We start from the raw sequence: 18,860 nt of genomic DNA, 5'->3' as shown, positions 1-18,860 counted from the left end.
CAAACTGTGTCATTAGTAATCCTACTAAAACACCTGCAACCATACCTAGTAATATTTGCCAATGTAATGCTAATTTTTTCATCTAAAAGTTTTAAAATTCGTGGAAAGATAAAGAAAACCTTAAAAACTCACATAAGTTTTTTGCATAAAAAAAAGCATGCAAGGTTTTTTTTATGCAAAAAACAAGTAATTTAATTAAATTGGTACCTAATTGAAAGTGCTAAATCTAACCCTGTATCTTTTCCATAATCGCCAATTACTCCAATTTCAGGTCTAAAATCTAATGAGATTAATATAGGTGCTTCAAAATTATATTCAATTCCAATATTACCATCAGCATTTATAAAAATACCATCATCAGTATCTGAAACATATCCATTATTATAACTCCAAGATCCTAAACCTGCACCAAAACCTGCAAACCAATTAAAGCCTCCATCTATATTCCAAACCCATTGATACATACCTGATAATTTAAAAGCATTAAAATCTTTATGATCTCTATACCCTAAATCAACTTCAAACCTGTTAACGTCAGTTAATTGTCGCTGATATGAAATTTCACCACCAAAGCCATCATTATCCCCAAATCTTACACCAATTGCATGATTTGAAATTTGTTGTGCATTTGAAATGAAAATAACACTTAATACCATCACTATTCCTAGAACTAATTTCTTCATACTTACATTTTTTAATATTATTCAATTTTAATAACAATTTTTATGCCATTACTTTTAAAACGTAAATTCACATGATACTATTATATATTTTGAATTATTTTTATTAACCAAAGTCAAAAAGATTACTTAATTTGTCAACAATTAAAACTAAAAAATGGCAGGATTATTAGACTTATTAAATAGTGATTTAGGAAAAACTTTGGTAAACAGTGCAAGTTCACAACTTGGACAAAATAAAGTGCAAACATCTTCCGCTTTAACTACAGCTTTACCCTTAATTTTAGGAGCAATGAAAAATAATGCTTCAACACCACAAGGAGCAAAAGGGTTAATGGGTGCTTTATCCAAAAAACATGACGGAGGTCTTTTAGATAACATTGGTGGTTTATTAGGAAATAGTGATGTATTAGCTGATGGAGCTGGGATTTTAAGTCATGTTTTTAGTGGTAAAGAACAAAATGTTGCTCAAGCTATAAGTAAAAAAAGTGGAATGGATTTAAGTTCTACAATGAATTTATTAAAAATGGCAGCCCCTTTTGTGATGGCTTATTTAGGAAAACAGACTAGACAGCAAAATGTAATTGACAGTGATGGAATTGGAGATTTGCTTGGTGGATTACTCGGTGGTGGTGCTCAAAAAGAACAAAGCTTAGTTACACAACTTTTAGATGCTGATGGTGATGGAAATATAATTGACGATATCATTATGGCTGCTGGTAAGAAAAAGAAAGGTGGACTTGGTGACTTGTTAGGTGGATTATTTGGTAAATAGATTATAATCTTTAAAAAGGTACAGGGTCATTCTTTTTAGTTTGACCTTTCTATACATATTTTTTTTAATATAATTGTAAATTTAAATCCAACTTTTTTTGAATGGAAAAATTAATACAACGTTGGGGATTAACATCAAACTTTCAAGTACTTTTAATAATTATAGTATTTTCAATAAATGGTTCTTTTGCAGCTTATATTGCAAAACCTTTAACTGAATTTATTGGTTTACCTAAAGAAACTACAAATGGTTGGTTATTTTGGCCTGTTAGAATTATTTTAATTTTTTTAGTTTATCAAATTATACTACCTCTAGTTGGCTTTATTTTTGGACAATTTAATTTCTTTTGGAATTTTTTCACAAAAAAAATGCTAATAAGAATTGGGTTTAAACGCTTTTTTAAAGAAGATTAATCATTCTTCTTACTATTTTTTAGTACATATTTATAAATCTGCATAAGTGTAAATATTAGTAATAAATCGGTCTCAAAAATACCTACTTCTTCAACAAAAGGAACTATACTTCCTATTTTACCTTCGACACCTTCATACATTTTATAAATTAAAAAGGCTGAAAGTGGCGTCCAAATAACATCAGAAGATTCTCCAATAAACGGTAAAACAAATGAAAGCATTCCTAATTCCATTAAAAAGAACGCTTAGTAATAATAGTTTATATTTTTGATGCATATTTTAAGAACATACTTAAGTAGTAACACTGAAAATGCCCATAGTATTACTTTTTTAATTTCGTTTTATATTTTTTTAGAAATTTTTCCAATTTTGGATTAATTACAGCTATACAGTAACCTTGTGTTTTATTATTGTTATAATAATTTTGGTGATATTCTTCGGCTTTATAAAAAACATTGAATTTTGTCACCTCAGTAACTATAGGACTTTCAAATACTTTAGCTTCATTTAATTTAGAAATAAATGTTTCTGAAGTTAACTTTTGCTCTTCTGAATGATAAAAAATAGCCGATCTATATTGAGTACCTCTATCATAACCTTGTTTGTTTAATGTTGTTGGGTCATGTGTGCTAAAAAATACATCTAAAATTTCTTGAAATGTTATAATTGAAGGGTTAAACTCTATTCTAATTGCTTCTGCATGACCTGTTCTACCAGTAGTTATTTCTCTATATGAAGGGTTTTTAATTGTTCCTCCTGTATAACCAGATTTTACACTTTTTACACCTTTTAATCGTTGAAAAATTGCTTCAGTACACCAAAAACAGCCATTTGCTAAAGTTGCAATTTCTAATTTATTTAACATTTTTTCTTTTTTTAAAATTGAAGATTGTCCATAAAAATTAATCATCCCAAAAATTAAAACTATAGTAACTATTGCTTTTTGTTTCATTGTATTTATTATTTTGGAATAAGTCGTTCACTTTGAACAATAATTACATAGTCTTAAAATTAATTTTCAACTAAATGTTTTCAATAGTGTGAACTACACTTTCTAACATTGATTCTGTAAAATCTAGGTGAGTTACCATTCGCAATTTACCTTGCCCCATAGAAATAAGTCCTATACTAGCATCATTTAACCGACTTATAAAATCTTGTTCATTAATAGAGTCTATTACATTAAAAATAACAATATTTGTTTCAATAGGCTCAACATTTTTAATTAATGGACAATTTTGAAGTGCTGTTCCCAATAATTTTGCTCTTGTATGATCAATTGCTAATCGTTCCACATGATTATCTAAAGCATAAATTCCGGCAGCTGCCAAATATCCGGATTGTCTCATAGCCCCTCCAAATAATTTTCTAATTCTTAACGCTTTTTCCATATCCTTTTTAGTACCCAATAAAACTGAACCAACTGGAGCGCCCAATCCTTTTGATAAACAAATTGAGATTGTATCAAATACTTTTCCATATTGTTTTGGAGTTTCATTTTTTGCTACTAAAGCATTAAATAAACGTGCGCCGTCCAAATGAAGTGCTAAATTATTTTTAGTACAAACCTTTTTAATTTTTAATATTTCTTCAAAACTCCAACAAGCTCCTCCTCCTTTATTGGTGGTATTTTCTAAGGCAACTAATCTAGAATATGGAACATGAATATCTGATCTGCTACCTGAAACAGCCTCACTTAGTTGTTTAGCAGTAAACATTCCTCTATTTCCATCTATTAAGTAGGACGTAACACCAGCGTTAAAAGCGGGTCCACCACCTTCAAAATTATATACGTGTGCCCATTTATCACAAAACATTTTATCACCTGGTTGTGTATGTAATTTTATGGCAGCTTGGTTTGCCATAGTTCCAGAAGGAAAAAATAGTGCCGCTTCCATTCCAAATAGTTTCGCTATTTTTTCTTGTAATTTATTTATTGTTGGATCTGATTTAAACACATCATCACCTACTTCAGCCTTCATCATAGCTTCTAACATTCCTTTAGTTGGTTTGGTAACTGTGTCGCTTATTAAATTTATTTGCATAGTTTAAAAATGAAAGGTTATTTTTGTATTTCTTAATTGATAAAATGATATCAAACGAACATATAAATAAATTACAAGTACGCATTGGCAAGTTAAAAACTTACCTTGATATTGACAAGAAAATAATTGAAATATCAAATGATGAAGAAAAAACTGTCAATCCAAATTTTTGGGACACCCCAAAAGAAGCTGAATTAATTATGAAAAAGCTTCGCTCCAAAAAAAAATGGGTGGAAGATTACAATGCTATTGTTACTAATTTTGAAGAAACTTCAATTCTCCTTGAATTTTATGCTGAAGGTGAAGCTTCCGAAGAAGAAATTGAAAGTTTATACAAAAAAACTCTTGTTCTTATTGAAAATTTAGAGTTTAAAAATATGCTTTCTAATGAAGGTGATACGCTTAGCGCAGTATTACAAATTACTGCTGGTGCAGGTGGTACAGAAAGTTGTGATTGGGCTCAAATGTTAATGAGAATGTATTTAATGTGGAGCGAAAATCAAGGATTTAAAGTTAAAGAACTAAATTTTCAAGCTGGTGATATTGTTGGAATTAAGACTGTTACTATAGAAATTGAAGGTGAATATGCTTTCGGGTATTTAAAAGGTGAAAATGGTGTTCATAGGCTTGTTAGAATTTCTCCTTTTGATAGCAATGCAAAACGACATACCACATTTGCCTCAGTTTATGTATATCCTTTAATTGATGATAGTATTGAAATTGAAATAAATTTGGGTGATATTACTTGGGAAACAATGCGTTCAAGTGGTGCTGGTGGACAAAATGTAAATAAAGTTGAGACTGCTGTTCGTTTACGCCACAAACCATCAGAAATTGTTATTGAAAACTCTGAAACTCGTTCCCAATTAGAGAACAAAACAAAAGCGTTGCAATTACTAAAATCTCAATTGTATGAAATTGAATTACAAAAACAGCGTGAAAAACGTAATGAAATAGAAGCGGGTAAGTTAAAAATTGAATTTGGGTCTCAAATTAGAAATTATGTAATGCATCCTTATAAATTAGTAAAAGATGTTAGAACAGCTTACGAAACAGCTAATGTAGATGCTGTAATGAATGGTGATTTAGATGGATTTATTAAAGCTTATTTAATGCAACAAGGACAAAAAGAAAACCCTAATGAATTGTAATGAAAGGAAAAATTGACACAATTATTTTTGATCTTGGTGGAGTTTTAGTTGATTGGAAACCTGAATATGTGTATCGTAAAATTTTTAACGGAGATGAAGAGAAAGTACAATGGTTTTTAAATACTGTTTGTACATCTAAATGGAATATAGAACAAGATACAGGAAGAACTATTAAAGAAGCTGTAAAATTAAAAGTAGCTGAATTTCCTCAATACGAAAAGTGGATTCGAGTATTTTATAAAGAATGGGGACACATGTTTTCTGGACCAATTTCTGAAAATGTTAAGTTGTTTAAACAACTAAAAGCATCTGGAAATTATAAAATATACGCTTTAACTAATTGGAGTGCTGAAAAATGGGAATTAGCATTAGAATTGTTTCCTTTTTTTAATGACTTTGATGGTGTTGTTGTTTCTGGCCAAGAAAAAACTAGAAAACCATTCCCCGAGATTTATAAAATTATATTGGATAAATACAATATTACTCCTGAAAACACCATTTTTATTGATGATAATTATGATAATATTTTAACTTCAAACAAATTAAAATTGAATGGTATACATTATAAAAGTCCTTCTCAACTCCTAAAATTTCTAAGCCCTTTTAATTTAAATTTCTAAATGTTTTAATTATTTTTTATAATACACTAACAAACAGTAAATTATTTACTATAAAATGTTGTTTATTCACAATAATTTGTATTTTAGCACTTGAAAAAAGGTTATGTTTTTGTTAAGAAAACATTTTTACAAAAATGCTACGAATTAATAATTAAAGTTTTTATATGAGAAGACTGTTTTTAGTGCTTATTATAAGTATCCCTTCACTTATATTTAGTCAGCAAAAAAATAATCCCCATTATACAATATCAGGTAAAATAATTGATGCTTCTACACAATTACCATTAGAGGATGCAACTATTATTTTTAAAAGTATAGATTCAACACATATATATTGCGGAACTATTACAAATAAACGAGGTAGATTTTCTATTGAGGTTGAAAAAGGCAAATACAATGCTTCTATTGAATTTCTTTCTTATAAAACTAAAAAATTAACTATTTCTTCAATCAATAGAAATCTGAATATAGGCACTATTGAACTTGAAATTGATATGGAATTTTTAAATGAAATTGAAATTATTGGAGAAAAAAGTACAATAGCCTTTAAGCGTAATAAAGTAATTTATACTGTTGGAAAAGATATTTCTTCTAATGGTGGCGTTGCCACAGATATTTTAAATAATATTCCTTTAGTTTCGGTTGATCCAAATGGCGGAATAACTTTAAGAGGTTTTGATACACCTACTGTCTTAATTAATGGGAAAACATCTTCACTTTCTAAAGCTGATGCTTTAAAAACTATTCCAGCTAATTCTATTGAAAAAATTGAGGTTCTTACAAATCCTGGAGCTAAGTACAAAGCTTCTTCAACTGGTATTATAAATATTATTTTAAAGAAAGAAAAAGATGACGGTTTAAATGCATCTATAACTGCAGCTGGTGGTTATAAAGATCATTATGGTGGTATGTTAACCTTAAATCATAAATCTAAAAAAGTAAATTTCTACACCAATGCTTCCTATTTCCATAGAAACCCCATAAATATTGCTACGTATGAAAATGAATATTTTGAAAATGATGTAACAACTTCATTTTTGAATGAATATAGCGAAAACAATAACAAAGCAAATGCATTCTATAGTACAATTGGAGCAGATTTTTACTTATCAAATAAAGCTACGGTAACAACAAGTCTCAACTATACAAATATTAATAATGAAGGACTTACAATAACTAATTCTAGTATTTTTGATGCTTCAAAAGTACTTACAGAAAGTAATATAAGAAATTATGTAGGAGTTTTTGACGATGAGATTTTTGAGTTTATTATAGATTACCAACAATTATTTGAAAAAGAAGGTCAAAAATTAACAGCACACTTTATTTATAGTGATGATAATGAGATTTATAACAATATCATAACAAATTCAAACACACTCAGTTTTACAAATGAAGATTATATTGAAGATAATAATTTAAAAAACAACCAAATTTCAGTTGATTTTACAAACCCAATTGGAAAATCAAGTACCTATAATATTGGTTATTCTGGTGAGTTTGGTAAAGTTCCTTTTACCTATATTGGAACTTCAGGTGATAATTTTATTGATTACCAAGAAGATGTACATGCTGCTTACATTGAATTTGAAAATGAAGGTGAAAAATTCTATATTGGACTTGGTTTAAGAGCTGAATTTTCAACTTATAAAATCAATTACCAAACATTAAACACCACACTAACTAAAACATTTAACGATTTTTTCCCTTCAACTTATTTAGAATATAGTTTTAGTGATACAAAAGCGTTAAGTTTAAGTTATAACCGCAAAATTCAACGCCCAGGATATTATGAGCTTCAGCCTTTTGAACAACTATTTAGTGAAACCTCATCTTACATTGGGAATCCAAATTTAAATCCTATATATAAAGATGCAGCTACTCTAACCTATTCTTATAATGGAAATAAATTAACAATAGTTTCCTCTTTATTTTTTAATAGATATAATGATTATTGGCAAGATGTAACTTATGAAACTGGCGAACAAATTAATAATATCAATAAAATAATAACCACACCTGTTAATTTAGGTAAAGTAGATATTTATGGCGCTAGTTTAACAGCAATAATTAAGGCTTCAAAAAGTTTAAATTTTACAGCTTCTGCAAACATTTATAACTTTGACCAAACTGGTATTTTTAAAACTGTGAATGAAGCAAACCAACCAATTTCTATTAATTATAACCAAGCAAGTATTAATGGCTTTTTTAGTTTATTAACCCAAGTTAAAATTCCTAATTTGTTTAACTTTCAAACAAATGTGAAACATAACTTAATTTCTGAGGGACCGGTTTCAACAAGAAAAGCATATACCTACGCTAATGCCACTATTTCAAAAGATTTATTTAAAAAAGAAGCTTCAATTAGTTTAACTGTTGATGATTTATTTTTATCAAAAAAAACAGATAGAGATCGTTTTGATGCAAATTATTTTTCTAAAAGCTTGATACAAAATAAGTATCGTACCATTATTTTATCATTTACTTACCGCTTTAATCAAAGCAAAAAAGATAGAAAAATAGATTTTGATAAAAAAGAAATAAAACCTAATTACTAATTGTTATTTTTGCAAAAATTAATTTTATGAAAATTTATCACAATCCACGTTGTAGTAAAAGTCGCCAAGGTTTAGAAATTCTAAAAGAATCTAATAATCCATTTGAAGTTATAAAATATTTAGAAACACCAATTACAAAAAACGAACTTACCGATATTATTAAATTACTTGGAATTTCTCCTATTAATTTGGTTAGAAAAAATGAAGCTATTTGGAAAGAAAACTATAAAGGCAAAACTCTTACTGATGCTGAAATTATAAATGCTATGGCTGAAAACCCTAAATTAATAGAACGACCTATTGTTATAAATAATGGAAAAGCAGTAATTGGCCGTCCACCTGAAATAATAAAAACTATATTATAAAATTTAGGTTTTTTTTAACATTTTATATCATGTTTAAATGTAAAATTATATTCTTACCTAAAATTTAATAAGACCATATCTTATTGTTTTTCAACTATTTATGAAATTTTAATACAATTTATATTTTTATATTTACTTAATTTAATCATTAACACTAGTTAACATTAAAGCTTAATTTGTTGAGGTATATTTGTCAAAATATTTAACAAAATATACCTTATGAAGAATTATTTATATTTTCTATTGTTTGCACTGCTTACTTTAAATATGTTTGGTTCAAATAATATAGCTGCTGAAAAAGTTACAATTTTCGGAAAAATAATAGATTATGATACTAAACAACCTTTAGAATATGCCACAATAATTGTTAAATCCCTTCAAGGAAAAATAATTACTGGAGGAATTACAGATGCTAATGGTAATTTTGAGGTACAAGTTGCTAAAGGAACCTACAATGTATCATTTGAATTTATTTCATTTAATACTAAAACATTTTTAAATAAAATAATTAACGGCTCAACAGATTTAGGAATTATTATTTTAAAAATTAATGCAGAAGCACTTGATGAAGTAGAAATTATTGCTGAAAAAAGTACCGTTGAAATTAGATTAGACAAAAAAATATATAATGTTGGAAAAGATATGACCTTAAAAGGTGGAACGGCATCCGATGTACTTGACAATGTTCCTTCAGTGGACGTAGATGTTGAAGGAAATGTAAGTTTACGAGGTAATGATAATGTCCGTATCTTAATTAATGGCAAACCTTCTGGCTTAGTTGGTTTAAATGGAACAGATGCATTAAAGCAATTACCAGCAGATGCTATTCAAAAAGTTGAAGTAATTACGAGCCCTTCTGCTCGTTATGATGCTGAAGGAACCGCTGGAATTTTAAATATTATTTTACGAAAAGGAAAAATATTAGGTTTTAATGGTTCATTAACAGCAACGGCAGGAAACCCAGATAATTTTGGTGGATCGGCAAACATCAACTTACGTTCAAAAAAAATAAATATTTTTACAAATACAGGTTATAGCTATCGAAATGCTCCTGGAAATTCAAATAATTTTACCACCTATTTTGACGATTTTAAGACTAAAATAGCTTCAAAAAATGAAGAGAAATTATATAAAAGAAAGCGAAATAGTTTTAATACTAGGTTTGGTTTGGAATATTATTTAACTTCAAAAAGTAGTATTACAGGAACTATCTTGTACAATGAATCTAATGGATTAAATAATTCAACCAATACAAGTAACGAGTTTGATAATTTAGATCTATTAACTAAAACAAATGATAGATTTGAAAAGGATAATGACACTAATAAAACCACTGAATACTCCTTAAACTTTACACAAGATTTTAAAAGAAGTGGTCATAAATTAACTTTTGATTTTCAATATGATAACACCGATCAGAACAGTTCTGCACACATAACGGATACTGATTTATTTCCTACCAGTATTATAAATAATCCTGAAAAAAATTCAACACTTCAAAATTCAAATTCATATTTAATTAAGAGTGATTATGTACTCCCCTTTAATAAAGATTCTCAATTTGAATTTGGATTTAAATTTGATTTAAATAAATTAAATTCCGATTATTTAGTAGAAGATTTTGATGAAACTACAAATCAGTATTTCAATAACACCAACTTTTCAAACACTTTAAAATTTGAGCAAAATATTTATGCTGTTTACTCTCAATATGGTAAAAAAATAAATAAATTTTCTTACTTGTTAGGCTTACGAATGGAAACTACGGATAGAAAAATTAATTTACTTCAAACCAATGAAATTGATACTGAAAATTTCACTGAGTTTTTTCCTACCATAAATTTAGGGTTTGAATTTAGTGAAACTTCAAGTATTACTTTAGGTTTTAACAGAAGGTTACGCAGACCAAGACATTATTTTTTAAATCCATTTGAAACAAGAACCAGTGAAACTTATGTAAGAAAGGGAAATATAAGTTTAGACCCTACATACACAAACTCTTTAGATTTAGGTTATTTAAAAAAGTGGAATAAATTTATTTTAAACTCTTCCATTTATTATCAACATTCCATAAATAATTTTGAATTTGCCCAAAAGGAAGAAACAAGAATTATTGATGGAATTTCAACATTGGTAATTGTTAGAAGTCCCATAAATTTAAGTTCTCAGGACAGATACGGATTCGAATTTACTGCAAATTACAATCCATTTAAATGGTGGCGCTTATCTAATAGTTTTAATTTTTATAGCTATCAAACTAAAGGAAATTACAACAATATAAGTTATGATGCTGATGATGTTAGCTGGTTTACTCGTTTTAATTCAAGAATTACCTTACCTAGTAAAATAAATTGGCAAACAAGATTAATGTATAGAGGTCCTCGAAATACTGCCCAATCAAAAAGAGAAGGAATGTTAATGGCTAATTTAGCTTTTAGTAAAGATTTATTTAAAGATAAAGCTACACTTTCATTAAATGTAAACGATTTATTTAACACTCGTAAACGAAAATCAATAGATTATACCCCAACTACAATTACTACAGGGGAATTTCAATGGAGAGAACGACAAGTATTATTAAATTTTACGTATAGATTTAATCAGAAAAAGAAACGTGAAAGACCAAGGGATTATAACGGGGGTGGTGAAGAAGAACAATTTAAAGCATAAAAAAAGAGGCAATTAAAATTGCCTCTTTTTTTTATATGTAAAAATGAATTACTTCGCTTTTTTTCCTTCTTTTCTATATTTAATAATTTCTTTAATATTTCCAAATAACCAATAAGGTACTATAAAAGTTAGTAAAAAAATTAATAACCAAAATCCCATGGTAAAAACAGTTAGAAATAATAAAAATCCAGAAAAATGAGATAAATCCATAATATTGTTTTGTTCTTTTATGTTTTTTACAAAAATAGTATTTATTTTTAATAATACACATATCTTTTTATTTTTTTTATACGTGACATTTCTCACTAAATAAATCAAAAAAAAAATGCAATTTTGATAAGCTTTAAAATATAGCTTGTACATTTATTATTAAACAATTTAGATAAACTAAATATTATGAAATACAGAATTGAAAAGGACACTATGGGTGAAGTTAAAGTTCCTTCTGATAAATATTGGGGAGCTCAAACTGAACGATCAAAAAACAACTTCAAAATTGGTCCAAATGCCTCTATGCCACATGAAATTATTGAAGGTTTTGCCTATTTAAAAAAGGCTGCAGCACATGCTAATTGTGAATTAGGAGTTTTACCATCAGATAAAAGAGATTTAATTTCAAAAGTTTGCAATGAAATTTTAGCTGGAAAATTAGATGATCAATTCCCTTTGGTTATTTGGCAAACAGGCTCAGGAACACAAAGTAATATGAATGTGAATGAGGTTATTGCCAATAGAGCGCAAGAACTTGCAGGAAGAGTTATTGGAGAAGGAGAAAAAGTAATTCAACCAAATGATGATGTAAACAAATCACAATCGAGTAATGATACTTTTCCAACAGGAATGCATATTGCAGGTTACAAAATGTTAATTGATGTAACCATTCCAGGAATTGAAAAGCTTCAAAAAACGTTAGTTGCAAAATCAAAAGAATTTAAAGATGTGGTAAAAATTGGTAGAACTCATTTAATGGATGCTACTCCACTTACAGTTGGTCAAGAATTTTCTGGTTATGCCTCTCAATTATCTCATGGCTTAAAAGCTTTAAAAAATACGTTACCTCATTTAGCAGAATTAGCTTTAGGAGGAACAGCTGTTGGAACTGGTTTAAACACACCAAAAGGGTATGATGTTTTAGTTGCTAAAAAAATTGCTGAATTTACAGAATTACCTTTTGTAACTGCTGAAAATAAATATGAAGCACTGGCAGCACACGATGCTATTGTTGAAAGTCATGGAGCCTTAAAACAATTAGCAGTTTCCCTTAGTAAAATAGCTCATGATATTAGAATGATGGCTTCTGGTCCGCGCTCTGGTATTGGAGAATTAATGTTACCAGCTAATGAACCAGGAAGTTCAATTATGCCAGGTAAAGTAAATCCTACACAAGCTGAAGCATTAACTATGGTTGCAGCACAAGTTATGGGTAACGATGTTGCTATTACTATTGGTGGTGTTCAAGGTCATTTTGAATTAAACGTATTTAAACCTATGATGGCTGCTAATTTCTTACAATCTGCACGACTATTAGGAGATGCTTGTGTTAGTTTTAACGATAATTGTGCTGTTGGAATTAAAGTTAATACTGAAAGAATTAATGAACTTTTAAATAATTCGTTAATGTTAGTTACTGCTTTAAATCCAAAAATTGGCTATTATAAAGCCGCAGAAATTGCAAATACAGCCCACGCTAATGGAACTACTTTAAAAGAAGAAGCTGTTCGTTTAGGATATGTTACCTCAGAACAATACGATGAATGGGTAAAACCAGAAGACATGTGTGGTTCTTTAAAATAAATTTAATTTTATTGAAACAAAAAAAGCATTGAAATTATTCAATGCTTTTTTTGTTAATAATTAAAATTTTATTACCTGACTAATTGATAGCTTTGCTTAGCAATTTCTACTTCTTCATTTGTAGGAATAATTAACACTTTTACTTTTGAAGTTTCTGATTGAATTTCAGTTAATTTTTTAGCTCTTAAATCATTCTTTTCAATGTCTAAATCAATACCTAAGTACTGCATATCCTTACAAACCATTTCTCTAATTAAAACAGAATTTTCACCAATTCCTGCAGTAAATACAATAGCATCTATACCATTCATAGCTGCTGCATAAGAACCAATGTATTTTTTAATTCGGTAAGCATTCATATCTAATGCTAATTGACATTCTTTATTTCCTTTAGCTGCTTCAGCTTCAATATCACGTAAATCACTAAAACCTGTTAAGCCAAGCATCCCGCTTTCTTTTTGTAACATATTATTTACTTCTTCTAAGGAATATCCTAAATTATGAACTAAATAATAAATAATAGTATGATCAATATCTCCACTTCTACTTCCCATAATTAAACCTGTAACTGGTCCAAATCCAAGGGTATGATCAATACTTTCACCATTTTGAATAGCCGTCATACTGCATCCATTTCCAAGGTGAATGGTAATTAATTTTGTATTTTCTTTTCCTAAAAATTCATTTGCTTTTTCTGAAACATATTTATGACTTGTTCCATGAAAACCATAAACACGAATATGTTCTTCCTCTAAAAATTTATTAGGGATTGCATATTTATAGGCCACTGCTGGCATAGTTTGATGAAAAGCCGTATCAAAAACCGCTACTTGTTTTGCTTTTACAAAAATATTTTCACAAACACTGATACCTTCTAAATTTGGTGGATTATGCAAAGGAGCTAAAGAAAATAACGATTTTATTTTATCTTTAACTTCCTTATTAATTATGGTTGTATTAGAAAAAGTACTTCCACCATGCACAACTCTATGTCCAACAGCTTCAATTTCATCAGTAGATTTAATAACTCCAATTTTATCATCTAATAAAACTTGAACTACCTTTTGAAGTCCTATTTCATGAGTAGGAATATCCAAAACTTTATTGATAGCATTTTCTACAGATTTATAATGAATTTCGGCATTATTTAATCCAATTCGTTCTACTAATCCAGAACAAATTACTTCTTCTTGAGGCATGTTAATCAATTGATATTTAATAGATGAACTGCCTGAATTTATTACTAAAATTTTCATGTTTTTATGTTAAATGCCTTGTGCTTGTATAGCTGTTAAAACAACCGTATTAAAAATATCATCTACTGTACAACCTCTACTTAAATCATTTACTGGTTTATTTAAACCTTGTAACATTGGACCAATAGCTAAAGCACCCGTTTCGCGTTGTACTGCTTTATACGTATTATTTCCCGTATTTAAATCTGGAAAAATCAATACGTTTGCTTGCCCTGCTACTTCAGAATCTGGCATTTTACTTTTACCAACTGTTGCATCTACTGCAGCATCATATTGAATAGGACCTTCAACTTTTAAATCTGGACGTAACTTCTTAATAATTTCAGTTGCTTCTCTTACTTTATCAACATCAGCTCCTTTTCCTGAAGCTCCTGATGAGTAGGAAAGCATTGCAATTTTAGGATCTATACCAAAATTTTTGCTTGAATCTGCCGAAGATATTGCAATTTCTGCCAACTGCTCTGCATTTGGATTTGGATTAATTGCACAATCTCCAAATACTGAAACTCTATCCTCTAAACACATAAAAAATATGGAAGAAACAACAGACACACCTGGTTTAGTTTTAATAAACTGTAATGCTGGTTTAATGGTATGTTGAGTGGTATGAGCTGCTCCAGAAACCATGCCATCAGCCAATCCTTTATGAACCATCATAGTACCAAAGTAAGAAACATCTCCAATTAAATCTTCTGCAATATCGATTGTTAAACCTTTATGTTTTCTTAATTCATATAGTGTATTTGTAAAATCTTCAAAATATTCAGATTTAATAGGATTGATAATTTGTACATTGTTAAGATCTAATTTTAATCCAAGTCTAATTATTTTATTTTCAATTTTAGCTTTATCTCCAAGTATCGTTAAATCAACAATATCCATTTCAACTAATTTACAGGCTGCTGTCATAATTCTATCATCATTACCTTCAGGCAAAACAATATGTTTACGAACAGTTTTAGCTCTTTTTAACAAATTATATTGAAACATTCTAGGTGTAATACCATCATTATTTTTAAATGAAATTAATTTTTTATTTAATTTATCAATTTCAATATGTTTATCAAATGTATTTAATGAAATTGTAATTTTTCTTTTATTTCCAGCATACATATGTGAACGTACATTTCCTATTTTATTTGCAACTTGAAATGTACCTTCATTTACAGATAAAATTGGAACGATTTGAGATAAACCATCAATTAACTTAACAATAGGTTCGTCTGGAATTATTCCTCCTGTTAAAACAATACCTGAAATTTTCGGGTAATTTGATGAAATATGAGCTTGTAAAGCTCCTAAAATAATATCAGCTCTATCACCAGGTGTAATTATCAAACATTTCTCTTCAATATGCGTTAAATAATTTCTCAGTTGCATTGCACCTACCTTAAAACTAGTTACTTGGTTATTGATATGTTCTTCACCAAAAAGAAAATTAGCTTTAATTGCTTTTGCAATTTCTTTTATTGTTGGGTTACTTAATGATGGAATAATTGGAATAACATTTACCAATACATTACTAGGTAAATTTTTCTCAACACCCTTTTTTACAAGTTCAATATTTTCTTGTTTAACTTTATTTGCAACTACTGCAAGTACTTCTACTTCTTTTTCTTTAAAAGAATCATACGCTAAATGTAGCCCGCTAATAAATTCATCTAAAGTTTTACCAATACCAGTTGATACAATAATTACAGGAATTCCTAAGTTTTTGGCTATTAAAATATTTGTATCTAATTCAATAGCTGATCCTTCTCCTGAGAAATCAGTACCTTCGACAAGCATAAAATCACACTTTTCTTCTAATGCTTTATATTTTTTAATAATAGTATCATAAATTTCACCTTCTTTACCTTCATTTCGTTTATTTATAAACTGAGTTCTTGTAAATGCATATGCTTCATTAGGATCTATATTTAACTCAAAATGAGAAATAATTGTATTGATATGATTATCCTTTTTCCCGTTTGAAATATCATCTATAATCGGCCTAAAATACCCTACTTTTGCCGTTTTCCCTAATAACATTCTCATTAACCCTAATGAAACAATAGACTTACCACTATTGGCTTCACTTGTTGCTATATATATGGCTTTATTCATTACTTAAATTTTTCACAAAGATACTTCAATATTCACTCACTACCTTATAAATTACATTAAAAAATTGCTACAATTATCACGAAATCGTTATAGTTTTTACATAGAAAAATTGCTGTATATTTGAATTAGAAATTTTATAAAACAATGACAACTTTAATAACTAATATCAAAGAACTTTTACAAATAGAAGACTATCCTAAAAGCAGGGTTTGTGGAAAAGAGATGAGTATTCTTCCATTTCTTAAAAATGCTTTTTTGTTGATAGAGAACGATATTATTAAAAATTTTGGCACCATGAATAACTTGCCAAATATAATAGCCAATAAAACTGTGAATGCTGAAGGAAAAATTGTTTTACCAACTTGGTGTGATAGTCATACACACATTGTTTTTGCTGGAAATAGAGAACAAGAATTTGTTGATAGAATAAACGGTTTAACTTATGAAGAAATTGCAAATAATGGCGGAGGAATTTTAAACTCAGCAAAAAAATTACAAGCTACCTCTGAAGAAGAACTCTATAAACAATCTGCAGTTCGAATTAAAGAAATTATGAAATTAGGAACTGGAGCAGTAGAAATCAAATCTGGTTATGGTTTGGCAAAAGATGCCGAATTAAAAATGCTCCGTGTAATTAAAAAGCTTAATGAAAATTTTCCAATTACTATAAAAGCTACTTTTTTAGGAGCTCATGCGTTACCCATTGAATTTAAAAATAATAAAAGTGGTTACTTAGATATTGTTATTAATGAAACCCTCCCAAGTGTAGCCAAAGAAAATTTAGCTGAGTTTATTGACATTTTTTGTGAAACCGGTTATTTTTCTGTAGAAGATACAGAACGGTTACTAAAAGCAGCCTCAAAATATGGATTAATTCCAAAAATTCACGTAAACCAATTTACAGCAATTGGAGGTGTTCAAGCTGGTGTTAATTTTAAGGCACTTTCCGTAGATCATTTAGAAGAAATGAGAGATGAAGATATTGAGACTTTAAAAAATTCAAAAACAATGCCTGTAGCATTACCTTCTTGCTCATACTTCTTAAGTATTCCATACACACCTGCACGTAAAATAATTGACGCTGGTTTACCTTTAGCATTAGCTACGGATTATAATCCTGGATCTACACCATCTGGAAATATGAATTTTGTAGTCTCAACAGCTTGTATTAAAATGAAAATGACTCCAGAAGAAGCCATTAATGCAGCAACAATAAATGGTGCATACGCCATGGGATTAGAAAAAACCCATGGAAGTATTTGTAAAGGTAAAAAAGCCAATTTTATAATTACTGAAAAAATTCCTAGCTATGGTTTTATTCCATACTCCTTTGGAAATCATAAAATTGAGCAAGTTTTTTTAGAAGGAATCGCTATTTAAAGAAATTAACTTTTTTTAGTACGTTTAAATATTCTTTTTAAAAACGATTTTTCTTCAACTTCGTGATAACCATTAGCATATTTACCATATCCGTATCCATAACCATATCCGTATCCGTATCCATATTTTGACTTTACTTTAAAATCATTTAAAACTATAGCTACATTAGAAATTTCTTGCTTACGGTATTTGTCATTTATCATTTTTAGCATACCTTTTTGCGAATAGCCTTGTCTCACGACATAAATTGTAGTATCTGCATATTTTAACAGTTCTAAAGCATCAGAAACTAAACCAATTGGAGGTGTATCTAAGATAATATAATCATACTCTTCTTTTAGGCTGTTAATTAATTCATCTGTTACTGAACCAATCAATAATTCAGATGGATTTGGTGGAACTGGACCCGCTGTTATAATATCTAAATTAGGAATTTTTGTATGTTGAATAATATCACTTTTCTTTTCTTCCCCAATCAAATAATTTACAACACCCTTTTCATTCGTAATTTCAAAATCAGTAAATATTTTTGGTTTACGCAAATCTAATCCAACTAATATTGTCTTTTTGCCTCCTAAAGCAAAAACTGTTGCAACATTAATTGAAACAAACGTTTTACCTTCACCACTTACTGAAGATGTAACAATAATAGTTTTACAATTGTCTTTTTTCTTTCTATCAAATAAAAATTGAATATTTGATCGTAGTGCTCTAAAAGATTCAGCAACTGTTGATTTAGGTTTTAAAAATACCGCTAAATTATTTTCAGCTGTATTTTTTCCAACAACACCTAAAATTGGAATAGGAGAAATTCGTTCAATATCTTCTGCAGTATGAATTTTACTGTCTAATATTTCTTTTGCAATTATTACAAACAACGGCAAAATACAACCCAACAATAAAGCAATCATATAATTAAAGGATACTCTAGGTAAAATAAAACCTTGTCCTGTATCTTTTGCGGTGTCTAAAACTGAAATATCTGAGACACTGGCTGCAATTGCTATATCAGCTTCGTAACGTTTTTGCATTAAAAACACAAAGTTA

At 28.7% G+C, this 18,860-nt stretch carries 17 protein-coding genes; 9 read left to right on the top strand and 8 right to left on the bottom strand.

What is annotated here, in order from left to right:
- Window positions 1-191 precede the first annotated feature (191 nt).
- Entirely contained in the window at window positions 192-683 is a 492-nt protein-coding gene (locus QM495_RS07945) for a hypothetical protein (RefSeq protein WP_408671573.1), read from the bottom strand.
- A gap of 154 nt (window positions 684-837) precedes the next feature.
- Between QM495_RS07945 and QM495_RS07940 the strand changes: the two genes are divergently transcribed.
- On the top strand, window positions 838-1,455 hold the full coding sequence (locus QM495_RS07940) for a DUF937 domain-containing protein (protein WP_408671572.1): 618 nt from the start codon (window positions 838-840) through the stop codon (window positions 1,453-1,455).
- A 101-nt stretch (window positions 1,456-1,556) separates the two neighbouring features.
- Window positions 1,557-1,868, top strand: a complete 312-nt coding sequence (locus QM495_RS07935) for a DUF6787 family protein (protein ID WP_408671571.1) — start codon at window positions 1,557-1,559, stop codon at window positions 1,866-1,868.
- Here the strand turns inward: QM495_RS07935 and QM495_RS07930 are convergent.
- From QM495_RS07930 to QM495_RS07920, 3 genes are all read right to left on the bottom strand, one after another.
- Window positions 1,865-2,101: a hypothetical protein gene (locus tag QM495_RS07930; protein ID WP_408671570.1), complete on the bottom strand. Its 237-nt coding sequence runs from the start codon at window positions 2,099-2,101 to the stop codon at window positions 1,865-1,867. The genes QM495_RS07935 and QM495_RS07930 overlap by 4 nt on opposite strands.
- Window positions 2,102-2,190: 89 nt before the next feature.
- Window positions 2,191-2,733, bottom strand: a complete 543-nt coding sequence (gene msrA, locus QM495_RS07925; protein ID WP_408671574.1) for a peptide-methionine (S)-S-oxide reductase MsrA — start codon at window positions 2,731-2,733, stop codon at window positions 2,191-2,193.
- Between the two features lie 157 nt (window positions 2,734-2,890).
- Window positions 2,891-3,913 carry a threonine aldolase family protein gene (locus QM495_RS07920; protein ID WP_408671569.1) on the bottom strand — a complete coding sequence of 341 codons (1,023 nt, stop codon included), beginning with the start codon at window positions 3,911-3,913 and terminating at the stop codon, window positions 2,891-2,893.
- Between the two features lie 44 nt (window positions 3,914-3,957).
- Here QM495_RS07920 and prfB point away from each other — a divergent pair, with 44 nt between their 5' ends.
- The 5 genes from prfB (at window position 3,958) to QM495_RS07895 (ending at window position 11,277) form a co-directional block, all read left to right on the top strand.
- A complete protein-coding gene (prfB, locus tag QM495_RS07915; protein ID WP_408671568.1) occupies window positions 3,958-5,064 on the top strand; it encodes a peptide chain release factor 2 in 1,107 nt (368 codons plus the stop codon).
- On the top strand, window positions 5,064-5,684 hold the full coding sequence (locus QM495_RS07910) for an HAD family hydrolase (protein WP_408671567.1): 621 nt from the start codon (window positions 5,064-5,066) through the stop codon (window positions 5,682-5,684). The genes prfB and QM495_RS07910 overlap by 1 nt, the downstream gene beginning before the upstream one ends.
- 164 nt (window positions 5,685-5,848) lie before the next feature.
- Window positions 5,849-8,242 (top strand): TonB-dependent receptor domain-containing protein, encoded by a 2,394-nt coding sequence (locus QM495_RS07905; RefSeq protein WP_408671566.1) that lies wholly within the window; start codon window positions 5,849-5,851, stop codon window positions 8,240-8,242.
- A 26-nt stretch (window positions 8,243-8,268) separates the two neighbouring features.
- Window positions 8,269-8,607, top strand: a complete 339-nt coding sequence (gene arsC / locus QM495_RS07900; protein WP_408671565.1) for an arsenate reductase (glutaredoxin) — start codon at window positions 8,269-8,271, stop codon at window positions 8,605-8,607.
- A 219-nt stretch (window positions 8,608-8,826) separates the two neighbouring features.
- Window positions 8,827-11,277 (top strand): outer membrane beta-barrel protein, encoded by a 2,451-nt coding sequence (locus tag QM495_RS07895; RefSeq protein WP_408671564.1) that lies wholly within the window; start codon window positions 8,827-8,829, stop codon window positions 11,275-11,277.
- Between the two features lie 48 nt (window positions 11,278-11,325).
- On the opposite strand, the gene QM495_RS07890 is transcribed toward QM495_RS07895, so the two are convergent.
- The gene (locus QM495_RS07890; protein ID WP_408671575.1) at window positions 11,326-11,487 is read right to left on the bottom strand and encodes a hypothetical protein; all 162 of its coding nucleotides are present in this window, start codon (window positions 11,485-11,487) and stop codon (window positions 11,326-11,328) included.
- A 186-nt stretch (window positions 11,488-11,673) separates the two neighbouring features.
- Between QM495_RS07890 and fumC the strand changes: the two genes are divergently transcribed.
- Window positions 11,674-13,071, top strand: coding sequence for a class II fumarate hydratase (gene fumC / locus QM495_RS07885; protein WP_408671563.1), 1,398 nt, complete (start codon window positions 11,674-11,676; stop codon window positions 13,069-13,071).
- A 71-nt stretch (window positions 13,072-13,142) separates the two neighbouring features.
- Here fumC and QM495_RS07880 read toward each other — a convergent pair whose 3' ends face one another.
- On the bottom strand, window positions 13,143-14,327 hold the full coding sequence (locus QM495_RS07880) for an acetate/propionate family kinase (protein ID WP_408671562.1): 1,185 nt from the start codon (window positions 14,325-14,327) through the stop codon (window positions 13,143-13,145).
- Between the two features lie 9 nt (window positions 14,328-14,336).
- A complete protein-coding gene (gene pta / locus QM495_RS07875) occupies window positions 14,337-16,433 on the bottom strand; it encodes a phosphate acetyltransferase (RefSeq protein WP_408671561.1) in 2,097 nt (698 codons plus the stop codon).
- 144 nt (window positions 16,434-16,577) lie between these two features.
- Between pta and hutI the strand changes: the two genes are divergently transcribed.
- On the top strand, window positions 16,578-17,813 hold the full coding sequence (hutI, locus tag QM495_RS07870) for an imidazolonepropionase (RefSeq protein ID WP_408671560.1): 1,236 nt from the start codon (window positions 16,578-16,580) through the stop codon (window positions 17,811-17,813).
- Window positions 17,814-17,818: 5 nt separating this feature from the next.
- Here hutI and QM495_RS07865 read toward each other — a convergent pair.
- Window positions 17,819-18,860 (bottom strand): polysaccharide biosynthesis tyrosine autokinase (locus tag QM495_RS07865; RefSeq protein ID WP_408671559.1); only part of this gene is annotated, 1,042 nt, incomplete at its 5' end.

It is taken from the genome of Lutibacter sp. (assembly GCF_046055765.1).
Classification (GTDB): domain Bacteria; phylum Bacteroidota; class Bacteroidia; order Flavobacteriales; family Flavobacteriaceae; genus Lutibacter.
Note: the sequence above shows the minus strand (reverse complement) of the source record. Positions and strands in the feature narration are given on the sequence as shown.

Excerpts from the sequence above, each read along its gene's own strand:
- QM495_RS07945 (WP_408671573.1), bottom strand. The coding sequence starts at position 683 with ATGAAGAAATTAGTTCTAGGAATAGTGATGGTATTAAGTGTTATTTTC.
- QM495_RS07940 (WP_408671572.1), top strand. The coding sequence starts at position 838 with ATGGCAGGATTATTAGACTTATTAAATAGTGATTTAGGAAAAACTTTG.
- QM495_RS07935 (WP_408671571.1), top strand. The coding sequence starts at position 1,557 with ATGGAAAAATTAATACAACGTTGGGGATTAACATCAAACTTTCAAGTA.
- QM495_RS07930 (WP_408671570.1), bottom strand. The coding sequence starts at position 2,101 with ATGGAATTAGGAATGCTTTCATTTGTTTTACCGTTTATTGGAGAATCT.
- msrA (WP_408671574.1), bottom strand. The coding sequence starts at position 2,733 with ATGTTAAATAAATTAGAAATTGCAACTTTAGCAAATGGCTGTTTTTGG.
- QM495_RS07920 (WP_408671569.1), bottom strand. The coding sequence starts at position 3,913 with ATGCAAATAAATTTAATAAGCGACACAGTTACCAAACCAACTAAAGGA.
- prfB (WP_408671568.1), top strand. The coding sequence starts at position 3,958 with ATGATATCAAACGAACATATAAATAAATTACAAGTACGCATTGGCAAG.
- QM495_RS07910 (WP_408671567.1), top strand. The coding sequence starts at position 5,064 with ATGAAAGGAAAAATTGACACAATTATTTTTGATCTTGGTGGAGTTTTA.
- QM495_RS07905 (WP_408671566.1), top strand. The coding sequence starts at position 5,849 with ATGAGAAGACTGTTTTTAGTGCTTATTATAAGTATCCCTTCACTTATA.
- arsC (WP_408671565.1), top strand. The coding sequence starts at position 8,269 with ATGAAAATTTATCACAATCCACGTTGTAGTAAAAGTCGCCAAGGTTTA.
- QM495_RS07895 (WP_408671564.1), top strand. The coding sequence starts at position 8,827 with ATGAAGAATTATTTATATTTTCTATTGTTTGCACTGCTTACTTTAAAT.
- QM495_RS07890 (WP_408671575.1), bottom strand. The coding sequence starts at position 11,487 with ATGGATTTATCTCATTTTTCTGGATTTTTATTATTTCTAACTGTTTTT.
- fumC (WP_408671563.1), top strand. The coding sequence starts at position 11,674 with ATGAAATACAGAATTGAAAAGGACACTATGGGTGAAGTTAAAGTTCCT.
- QM495_RS07880 (WP_408671562.1), bottom strand. The coding sequence starts at position 14,327 with ATGAAAATTTTAGTAATAAATTCAGGCAGTTCATCTATTAAATATCAA.
- pta (WP_408671561.1), bottom strand. The coding sequence starts at position 16,433 with ATGAATAAAGCCATATATATAGCAACAAGTGAAGCCAATAGTGGTAAG.
- hutI (WP_408671560.1), top strand. The coding sequence starts at position 16,578 with ATGACAACTTTAATAACTAATATCAAAGAACTTTTACAAATAGAAGAC.